This is a genomic window from Dyella sp. 333MFSha (genome assembly GCF_900102405.1).
Lineage (GTDB): Bacteria > Pseudomonadota > Gammaproteobacteria > Xanthomonadales > Rhodanobacteraceae > Luteibacter > Luteibacter mycovicinus.
The window spans coordinates 1,224,039-1,231,935 of sequence record NZ_FNBR01000001.1 but is presented as its reverse complement, the minus strand read 5'-3'; the positions used below and the strand labels follow the sequence as shown (position 1 = coordinate 1,231,935).

7 protein-coding genes are annotated in these 7,897 nt (G+C 65.4%); 5 read left to right on the top strand and 2 right to left on the bottom strand.

Going from position 1 to position 7,897, the window contains the following annotated elements:
* Positions 1-61: 61 nt before the first annotated feature.
* Positions 62-862, bottom strand: coding sequence for an efflux RND transporter periplasmic adaptor subunit (locus tag BLT40_RS05530; RefSeq protein WP_143025842.1), 801 nt, complete (start codon positions 860-862; stop codon positions 62-64).
* Between the two features lie 624 nt (positions 863-1,486).
* Here BLT40_RS05530 and BLT40_RS05525 point away from each other — a divergent pair.
* The gene (locus tag BLT40_RS05525) at positions 1,487-1,900 is read left to right on the top strand and encodes a hypothetical protein (protein ID WP_090352062.1); all 414 of its coding nucleotides are present in this window, start codon (positions 1,487-1,489) and stop codon (positions 1,898-1,900) included.
* A 24-nt stretch (positions 1,901-1,924) separates the two neighbouring features.
* Positions 1,925-2,800, top strand: a complete 876-nt coding sequence (locus BLT40_RS05520) for a bestrophin family protein (RefSeq protein ID WP_036113334.1) — start codon at positions 1,925-1,927, stop codon at positions 2,798-2,800.
* 18 nt (positions 2,801-2,818) lie between these two features.
* On the opposite strand, the gene treS is transcribed toward BLT40_RS05520, so the two are convergent.
* Positions 2,819-4,891, bottom strand: coding sequence for a maltose alpha-D-glucosyltransferase (treS, locus tag BLT40_RS05515; protein ID WP_090352060.1), 2,073 nt, complete (start codon positions 4,889-4,891; stop codon positions 2,819-2,821).
* 116 nt (positions 4,892-5,007) lie between these two features.
* Between treS and BLT40_RS05510 the strand changes: the two genes are divergently transcribed.
* The 3 genes from BLT40_RS05510 (at position 5,008) to BLT40_RS05500 (ending at position 7,886) form a co-directional block, all read left to right on the top strand.
* On the top strand, positions 5,008-5,664 hold the full coding sequence (locus tag BLT40_RS05510; protein WP_090352058.1) for a DsbA family oxidoreductase: 657 nt from the start codon (positions 5,008-5,010) through the stop codon (positions 5,662-5,664).
* Positions 5,665-5,701: 37 nt separating this feature from the next.
* On the top strand, positions 5,702-6,082 hold the full coding sequence (locus BLT40_RS05505) for a VOC family protein (protein ID WP_090352057.1): 381 nt from the start codon (positions 5,702-5,704) through the stop codon (positions 6,080-6,082).
* 88 nt (positions 6,083-6,170) lie between these two features.
* Positions 6,171-7,886, top strand: a complete 1,716-nt coding sequence (locus BLT40_RS05500; protein WP_090352055.1) for a M1 family metallopeptidase — start codon at positions 6,171-6,173, stop codon at positions 7,884-7,886.
* Positions 7,887-7,897 lie beyond the last annotated feature (11 nt).

Sequence of the window (7,897 nt, the reverse complement as noted above, 5' to 3'; positions counted from 1 at the left end):
GCTTACATCCTTGGTGTGCTGCGCCCTGGCTGCCCGCCACGGCACACGATTGGGAGAGGTTTTAGAACTGGGCCTTGCACTTCACGCCCGACGGAAGGTCGAGCGCGCTGTTGGATAGATCGAGAAGCACGACAAAGCTGCCGCTGGCCGCGTCGATGACGCGATCGATGTTGGCGACCTTCGCGTTATAGGGTTTGCCCGGCTGCACTTCGGACGTGACGCGCACGGTGCCGCCGATCTTCGGTTCGCCGAAGGCGCGCATCGGCATCACCACGCGGACCCGCAGCGGGTCGACCCGGGCGACCTTGAGAATGGCGTGCTTCGTGGCGCCGGGCTCGACGGTCTCGCCGGGCCAGATCATCTGGTCGACGACGACGCCGTCGAACGGGCTGCGTACGGTGCGCAGGGCGAGCTGTGCGCTCTGCTGGTTGTACTCGAGGCGGGAGACCTCACGGTTTTCCTTCGCCGTCTGCAGTTCGGCCTTCGCCGTGCGCAGTTCCGCCTCGGCATCGTCGCGGTCCTGCGCCGACATCAGTTTCTCGGCGGCCATATCGCGCCGGCGCGCATATTTACGGTCCGCGAACTCGATCTTCGCCTCGGCCATCTGACTCGGACCGGTCAACTGCGATTTGTAGTGGGCCAGGTCCGCAGCCGCCTGTTCGGCGTGCGATTCGAGAACGGCCAGCACCTGACCGCGCCTCACCCGATCGCCTCGCTGGACGAGGACTTTCTCGACCATACCGGTGACCGGCGTGCCGAGCTCGACGGTCTGCGCCGGTTCGATCAGGCAATCGTAAGACGGGCCGGGCGGTGTCGCCGGCGCGGCGCGGAGGGGCAGGGCGACAGCGACGGCCGCGCTCACGGCGCACGCCAGTCGCCAGGTGCGTCCTTCCGGCCGGGGCCATGCCCGCGGCGCATCATCATCGTGACGAAGCTTCAATCCATTGCCCCTGACAGACCCCCGCAAGCACCACGGATGCGGCGCCCCCTGTACGGTGGTCTGGCCGCGAAATCTAGCGGAGCGCAAAGCCCTCAGCAAGCCTGAGTTGCGTATAAAAAAACGAAAGCGCTAACGCAGTCGGGATGGGCGCTCCGTCAAAGGATATGGATCAATGTCTTGCACGATTTTCCTCAACGCAAGTCTGCGACGGCCAACGAGGGCTCCTTTTCGCAAGTTTGTGTCGCTGGCCTCTGGCGCTGCCCTCGCGGCGGGGATCAGAAGAACCTCACGCTCGCAATCGGCAAAGGCGGCCACCGCCATCCTGTGTCTGAATCGATTCCGACCACGCGAGGGGTTACAGCGGCCCGTCTTCAAGCCCCGTCCCGATGGTGCGATGCCGCATCACGACGCGCTTTGGCCACCCTTGACCGGTGAAACCGTGGGGAGCGAACGCGTCCCTGCCTGAACTTCGATGCCAATCACGGGTTGCAAACGCGCGAGTGCCTCTTGCAAGTTCGGGACGTCCCCTTGCAAAGCGAGCCTTGCATGCCAACACAGCCTTCACAGATCGACCCCGCGGCCTACGTGCTCCACCGCGCTCGTCCGCATTTGCCGCTCATCGCCACGGTGGCGGCGTGCGCCACGTTCGTCGTCGCCTCCGATGCGCCGAACCGGCTGGACCTCTGGACGGCTGAATGGTTCGGCACGATGGTCGTGCTCGCGGCACCGCCCGCGATTCTCATGCGTTGGTTCGGCATCCGCGATTCGGTCCCCATGCTGATTCTGACGCTGGTGCTCGCGCTGGGCCTCGTCCATGCGCGTGACGCGGGTCGTGGCGCCGACGATGCCGCGCGGAAACCCGCTGTGCAGACACCCGCGACGCAGAGCAAGTCGCTGCCGACCGCTTCGGACGGGTTTGGCGCGTATACGAAAACCCCCGACACGTCGCGCAGCAGCTGACGCCAACCATCGAGGAGAAAAACCATGCTCGTTCCCGGCCATGCGCACGTGAGTCACCTTTGGCGGTATGTCGGCGTTCCACTCCTGATCCTGTTCTGCTGGGACGTACTGGTGACAGCCGCCTGGTACGTCACGCAGGAGTCGTGGGATACGTTTCCCGCGCTACCGCTCACACTGTTCGGCACCGCCGTAGCGATCTACCTGAGTTTTCGCAACGCCACCGCCTATGCGCGCTGGTGGGAGGCGCGGACGCTCTGGGGCGCGATGGTCAACTGCTCACGCACCCTCGTGCGCGACGCCTGGACCTTGCTCGACGACGCCCGCGTGGCCCGCGAAATCTCCTACCGGCAGATCGCCTTCGTCCACGCCCTCCGTCTGCATCTTCGCCGACAGAAGGATCGTAGCGAGTTGGACGGTCTGCTGTCGGAAGAAGAGATCGCGGACCTGTCGTCCGTGGCCAACGCGCCCAACGCCATCGCGTTGCGTACCGGCGCGCTCCTGAGCGATGCGTCGCCCGACTCCATCATCCGTGCCGCCTTCGCGCGGACGCTGGCGGAGATCTCGAACGCGCAGGGCGGGATGGAGCGAATCAAGAACACGCCGTTGCCGCAGCAATACTCGGTTTACCCGGTGGCTTTCACACATCTGTTCTGCGCCTTGCTGCCGTTCGGCCTGGTCGAACAGCTGGGCCTGCTGACCCCGCTGGGTTCGACGGTCGCCGGCGTGCTCTTCCTCGGCCTTCTGCAGTCCGGTAACGATCTGCAGGACCCGTTCGAAAACGGCGTCAACGATGTTCCGATGAGCGCCGTCACCCGCGGCATCGAGATCGATGTGCGCGACGGACTGCGCGAGAACCATCAGCTATCGCCGTTTCCGATCGAGGCGGGTGTCCTCAAATGAGCAGGCTGGCGTGGCGCTTCAGAACGTCGGATGCGGCGCCACGCCGACCACCTTCATGCACAGGCCTTCGTACGGATCCAGGTGAATCTGCAGGACACCGTCTTCGCCGACATCGCCCTCCAGCGTCTCGTTGAGCAGATCCACGACCGGACCGGCGGAGACGTTCTCGAGAATCAGCTGCTCGTCGATCGGCTCGGCACTGAAGTTCAGTGCGGTGATCTGGACGCCGCGCCCGGCGGGCAGGTCGTGCAACATGACGAGCAGTCCGGGGGCGATCACGTCGGGAATGGGACGCTGGTGACCCCCGGGCAAGCCGGTGGCCTGGCGTACCGTGAGGACGCGCCGCACGCGGCTGGCGAACGAATCGTGCTGCTCCAGCTGCTCGCGAAGGCTCCCGTAAAGCGCGCGCGCACGTGGCAGGCCCTGGCTCGACGCGGTGGCCTCGGGATCCAGATCCATCAGATCGTAGGCGCCGCGGTTGATCCAGCGCGTGTCGCCGTCGGCCATCAGGGAAGCGACCTCGTCGGGCGGCAGGGTGAGGGCGCCGACGATATCCCAGCCGGAAATGGCGAAGACCCCGGGCTGCAGCGCGTTGAACATCACCAGCAGCAGATGCAGCTTGCGGATCCGCTCGATGTCGTCCTCGGTGAGGGCGTCCATGTCACGCAGGCCGAGCACGGCGGCGGCAAGGCTGGCGGTGGTGCAGGCGATGCCGTTGGTGACGAAACGCAGGTTGTAAGGCGCGTGCTCGCCGCTGAGTCGCTCATACATGATTTCGCGGATCTGCTCGCGAAGCATGGCGCCGGGCATGGTCTGGCCCTTGAAGAAGAAGGGTGTCGTCGCGTGCGTCGTCCAGAAATGGACCAGCTCCAGCGTCATCTCGTCGTGGTTCTGCATCGCGTGGATCAGCGAGGCGGGATCGATGCCATGCTGGTGCACGCTACGCAGCATCAGCCGCAGGAACTCGGTGTCGCCGGTCGCCAGTGCGTGCTGCACCGCCGGGCGGGTGATGAAGTCGTAGGACAGGTCCGCGCCGCCACGCGACATGGCCGCGATATCGTCGACCGTCAGGTTGAGCTCCTGGAAGCTGAAGCCGCCCGCCTTGCGCACCATGCCGGCGATGATCTGGTTGCCGGTGATCGACAGCGGGTGGCTCTCCGACCAGGCCGGGCCGCCCGCCCGTCGCTCGATGCCGAGAAAGCCGTTGGCGTCGAGGCGAAGGCCGCGTGCGCCCATGACATCGAGGCTGTGCAAGGCATCGCCGATCACCAGCTGCTGGGCGGCGAACGACGGATCGAGCCAGTTGAGCGCCGGCTGGCCTTCCTTGAAGTAATGCAGGTAGACCCAGCGGCGGACCTTGCCGTCGACGCCCGTCACCGGTGCCGTCGCGCTCCAGTCGGTGTCCTTGACCCCGGGCTCCAGGAAAATGACCCGCTGCAGCTGCCCGACGATGTAACCCTTCTCATGCAGGGCATCCACGACCACGGGTCCGAGGTTCACGGAGTCGCGCCCCTCCAGCACGTCCGGCAGCAGGCTCCAGTCGTCCTCGCGGATTTCCACCATGTGGTACAGGCCGGGGAAGTCGCCATACGCCATTTCCGCGAGACGGAAATCGGCACCCTTGCCGGTATGCGATGGGATCACGTCGTCGATGACGATGCCGCTGAATACCGATGCCATGCGCGAGATGTCCGAAAACTCCGCGCTCGTGCCGAATTCTTCGTCGGTATCCAGACCGATGCGGTCGAAGTGACCATCGATCGTCGGCGTCTTCTCGCGTCCGCGCAGACCCCCAGCCTCCTTGGTGGGGCCGACGTGCATGCCCTGCACGCCGAGCACGGACAGCGCATGCCACAGGTCGTGCTGACCCAGAGCGGCCAGTACGGACTGACCGGGGCGCGTCACGAGGGACGCCGGATAGGCGGTGAACCAGACGGACGCCATCTCCGACGCGCTACGACCCCGGCTTTCGGCATACGGAAACGCCCACAGCCGCGACTGGCCGCCGTAAAGTCGCGCGCGCTCGCGCGCCTTCATCAGCATGGAACGGTCGAGCAGCCATGCCACGTAATCCTGGGTTTCGTCGGTCATTTTCGATGTGTGCAAGCAAAGTGAGGGCGGAGCGTAGAAGGGTTGAAGTGCAGGGGCGGTGTAGCCATGTCCCGAGGGTCGCGCCCCGACGGCGCAAACGAGAAGGTTACCGCGTCATGCCCAGGCCCCTGAAAATCGACTTCGTCTCCGACATTGCCTGCCCCTGGTGCGTCATCGGCCTGGGCGGCCTCGAAATCGCCCTCGAGCGTCTGAAGGACGAGGTTGAGCCGTCGCTGGTCTTCCATCCCTTCGAGCTCAACCCGGGCATGGTCGCCGGCGGCGAGAACACGCTGGAGCACATCGTCGGCAAGTACGGTATCTCCGCCGACCAGGCGCGGGTCAACCGCGACCGTATCGCGGCACGGGCCGCGGACCTCGGCTTCACCATGAGCACCTCGGATGCCAGCCGCATCTACAACACCTTCGATGCGCACCGGCTCCTCGCCTGGGCTCGGGATCAGGGCAGGCAGCTCGAACTCAAGCGTCAGCTGTTCATCGTGAACTTCACCGAGCAGACCGACCCGGGCAACCACGACGCGCTGGTCGACGCCGCCGCGAAGGTGGGTCTGGATCGCGACGCCGCCCGGGCCGTGCTGGATTCCGACCGTTACGCGGAAGAGGTGCGCCGCGATGAGGCGCTCTGGCAGAGCCGGGGCATCTCCGGCGTCCCGGCCGTGATCGTTAACGACCGCTACCTGATCTCTGGCGGACAGCCTCCCGAGGAGTTCGAGCGGCAGTTGCGCGGTATCGCCGCTGAGGCTCAGACTGACTGAGGGCCACCTAACCGCAACGCGTGTCGAGGAGGATCGGATGAAGCGAGTCACCGGTATTGGCGGAATCTTCTTTCAGGCACGCGACCCCGTCGCGCTGCGCGCCTGGTACAAGGCGCATCTGGGCATCGACGTGCAGGACTGGGGCGGCGCGGAACTCCGCTGGGCCGATGCGGCGACCGATCCTGCCGCGGGTAGCACGATCTGGTCGATAGGTGCCGCCGGGGGCGATCAGTTCCCCGTCGGCGCCGCACCTTTCATGATCAATTACCGTGTGGACGACCTGGATGCCTTGCTCCAGGTGCTGCGCGATGAGGGCTGCGAGGTCCTCGAGAAGGCCGACGACTCCGGGTACGGCAAGTTCGGCTGGGTGATGGATCCGGAGGGCAACAAGGTCGAGCTGTGGGAACCGCCGGAATAAATCTACCTGTCTAACGACCCATGACCGGAACGGACCGGGCCGGTATCGTTGCCGCGCGATTCCGCCTGTCCTGACGGTCTTTTCCGGTATGCGATACCCCCTCCTGCTGGGCCTTGGCCTTGCGCTCGGCACCGTAGCCTGCACCCCTTCGGCTCCTCCGGCGCCGCCGCCGCTGACCGACTACACCCGTAACTCCGGTGCGCCGCGCGCACCCGAGCAGCTGGCGGTGACGTTCGACCATGCCGATCTGGGCATTCGCGTCGACCCCGTCAGGCACTGGATCGAGGGCGACGCCCGGCTGACCTTCGGGGTGACCGCGCCGCTGAAGCGCGTCGTGCTGGACCTTGACCGGAACCTGCCCATCGACTCGGTCGAGGTCGACGGCAAGGCGTTGCCGGTAAGCGGGTATCGCAATCCGGACGGCCGTCTTTCCATCGACCTGCCGCGTCCGCTCGAGGCGGGCGCAAAAACCACCGTGCGTGTCGTCTATCACGGCAGCCCGCATACGGCCGTCCATGCGCCGTGGGACGGTGGATTCGTCTGGGCGACCACGCCGGACGGCAAGCCCTGGGTGGCGACCGCGGTGGAGGGCGAGGGCTGCGACCTGTTCTGGCCTTGTATCGACCATCCGCAGGGTCGCCCGAAGCTGGTGGACGAGCACATCACCGTCCCCGCACCGCTGGTGGCCGTCGGCAACGGCGTGGCGATGGGTATGGACGAAGCGAACGGCATGCGTACCTATCACTGGCGCAGCCACGACGTGAGCACGTATGGCGTCGCCCTGAACATCGCACCGTATCGCGAGCTGTCCGCGTCGTATAAAAGTCGCTTCGGCAACGTCATTCCGCTGCACTACTGGTACGTGGACGACGAGAAGAAGGCGAAGCAGCTGTTCGCCGAGTTTCCCGCCATGCTCGACTTCCTCGAAAGCGCCGTCGGTCCGTATCCTTTCGGCACGGAGAAGATGGGCGTCGCCGAGACACCGTTCAAAGGCATGGAGCACCAGACCGTCAACGCCTACGGCAACGAGTACGCGAAAAACGTCTATGGCTACGACGACCTTCTGCAGCACGAACTGGCGCACGAGTGGTTCGGCAACCAGATGACCAATGCCAACTGGGACGACATGTGGCTGCATGAGGCCTTCGCGACCTATATGCAGCCCGCTTACGCTGAGTCCATCGGTGGGAAGATGTCGTATTTCGCGAGCCTGATGCAGATCCGCAGCCGGATCGCCAACCACCATCCGATCGTGTCCGGCACACCGCGTCGCGAGGAAGACGTGTACGAGGACGAGCGCGGTGGTCCGGGCCAGGACATCTACAACAAGGGTGCGCTGATGCTGCACACCCTGCGCAACCTGATCGGCGACGAGGCGTTCTACCGGGCGGCACGCGAGCTGGTGTACGGCACGGATCATCCGGTGCCGGGCAACTTCGCGCCGCGTTACGGTACGACGAAGGAATACATCGACATCGTCGACAGGGTCACCGGCAAGGACCTGCACTGGTTCTTCAACGTGTATCTCTATCAGGCGGCGTTGCCGGAGATCGTCGCGACCCGTGAGGGGCAGCAGCTGCACCTGGCCTGGTCGGTGCCGGGGAAGGGGCCGTTCCCGATGCCGGTGGACGTACGAGTCGGCGATCGCATCGTGAGCCTGCCGATGACCGATGGACGGGGTGACGTCACGCTGCCCGAGGGCGCCTCCTACACCGTCGATCCGGATTCGAAGCTGCTCCGCCGCGATACGGGCATCGAGGCGTATCGCGACTACATGGACAAGCGCAAGCCCAGGCCGCACTGATGCCCTGACGA

Coding starts and splice junctions, on each gene's coding strand:
- BLT40_RS05500 (WP_090352055.1), top strand. CDS start 6,171: ATGCGATACCCCCTCCTGCTGGGCCTTGGCCTTGCGCTCGGCACCGTA.
- BLT40_RS05520 (WP_036113334.1), top strand. CDS start 1,925: ATGCTCGTTCCCGGCCATGCGCACGTGAGTCACCTTTGGCGGTATGTC.
- treS (WP_090352060.1), bottom strand. CDS start 4,891: ATGACCGACGAAACCCAGGATTACGTGGCATGGCTGCTCGACCGTTCC.
- BLT40_RS05525 (WP_090352062.1), top strand. CDS start 1,487: ATGCCAACACAGCCTTCACAGATCGACCCCGCGGCCTACGTGCTCCAC.
- BLT40_RS05505 (WP_090352057.1), top strand. CDS start 5,702: ATGAAGCGAGTCACCGGTATTGGCGGAATCTTCTTTCAGGCACGCGAC.
- BLT40_RS05510 (WP_090352058.1), top strand. CDS start 5,008: ATGCCCAGGCCCCTGAAAATCGACTTCGTCTCCGACATTGCCTGCCCC.